The organism is Elstera litoralis, assembly GCF_000963705.1.
Classification (GTDB): domain Bacteria; phylum Pseudomonadota; class Alphaproteobacteria; order Elsterales; family Elsteraceae; genus Elstera; species Elstera litoralis.
The window spans coordinates 1-1,478 of sequence record NZ_LAJY01000695.1; the positions used below are offsets into that span (position 1 = coordinate 1).

The following is a 1,478-nucleotide window of genomic DNA, read 5'->3' on the forward strand; positions in this document are numbered from 1 at the left end:
GCCAGCCCGGAAGAACTGGCGCGGCACGCGGCGTTCGTCGCGAAGCTCAAGAACCCGATTTGGCAGATTCTGGCCGAAGCGCCCGAGGCAGCAGCAGCGCCGAAAGTCCAATAGCAGTCAAGGTTGCGGTTGAAACTCCCGGCCAACCCAGCGCGCTCCAGGCGTGGCCCAACCCGGCCCCGAGCGCGCTGGAGCCGATGTAATAGGCGATGAGATAGAGGGCCACCGCCCGGCTTTTCGACTCGCCGCCGCGCCGTCCGACCATCGTGGACAGGCAGGCGTGGGCGGCGAAGAAGCCGAAGGTCATCGTGGCGAGTCCGACCGCAATCGGCGCGATATGCTCGATCAGCATCGCCCCTTGCCCGGCGGCGGTGAGGGCGAGGGCCAGCGGCAAAGCCCGGTGTGCGCCCCAACGGTCGAGCCAACGCCCGCCCTGAGTAGTGCCGATCATCCCGGCGATATAGGTGAGGAACAGCAGCCCGACCGTTTTCGGCTCCAACGCGAAGGGCTCCGCGAGCAGGCGGAAGCCGAGATAATTATACGTGGCGACGAACTGGCCCATCAGCAGCCCACCCATCAGCGCCAAATTCCGCAGGGCCGGGTCGCGCGCATAGTGCAGCAAGGCTGTCAGATAGGGGCGCAGGGCGATTGTGCGCGGGGTGAAGCCGGTGGGGGCGGGGCAGCATCGCCAGAAGACCAGCAGGCAGAGCAGCCCGACCAGATCGATTCCCGCCAGGGCCCCGCGCCAGCCCCCCCAATCAGCGAGAATCCCCGCTAGCACCCGCCCGCTCATGCCGCCGAACACCGTTCCAGCGAGATAGAGGCCCATCATCCGGCCAAGGGCGGCGGGTGAAACTTCTTCGGCGATCATCGCCATGGCGGTGGCGGGCAGGGCGGCAAGCGCGAGGCCTAACACCGCGCGGGAAATCAGCAGGATCGGCCAGGAGGGGCTTAACAGCGTCGCCAAGGTCGCCAAAACCGCTCCGGCGAGCGCGAACCCCAACACCCGCCGCCGGTTCGCCCGTTCGGTCAATGGCCCGATGAGCGGTAGAGCCCCCGCCAGCATGAGCGTCGTCACCGACAGTGAGAGCGAACTGGTCGACGGGGACAGACTGAGACTTTCGGCTAAGAGCGGCAGCAATGGTTGTACGCAATAAAGGTGCGCAAACGTGGCGATTCCTACGGCAATCATTGCGGCGGCAAAGCGGCGGTAGGCTGGGGTTCCGGGGGTGAGCGCGGCGGAATTGGTCATTGTTTCAGCAGGATGGGCCGGTTTAACCGAGCGATCAACCACCAATCCTTAAAACTTGGTCTGCAGAGTTGACGGATCACTCAGGTTGGCTCATCTTGTCGGGCGTACCGAGGAAAACTCGGACAGAAAGAAGCAATAAAAGCTTCGCATGGGGGAGGTATACGAATTGGTGAGCACCGCTATCCTTGAGACGCGGGGGCTGACGAAGCAGTTTTCTGGCTTCACA

The 1,478-nt window shown here is 64.3% G+C and carries 1 protein-coding gene; it reads right to left on the reverse strand.

From position 1 onward, the window contains the following. Positions 1-46: 46 nt before the first annotated feature. Positions 47-1,252 (reverse strand): MFS transporter, encoded by a 1,206-nt coding sequence (locus VZ95_RS19065; protein ID WP_045777270.1) that lies wholly within the window; start codon positions 1,250-1,252, stop codon positions 47-49. Positions 1,253-1,478 lie beyond the last annotated feature (226 nt).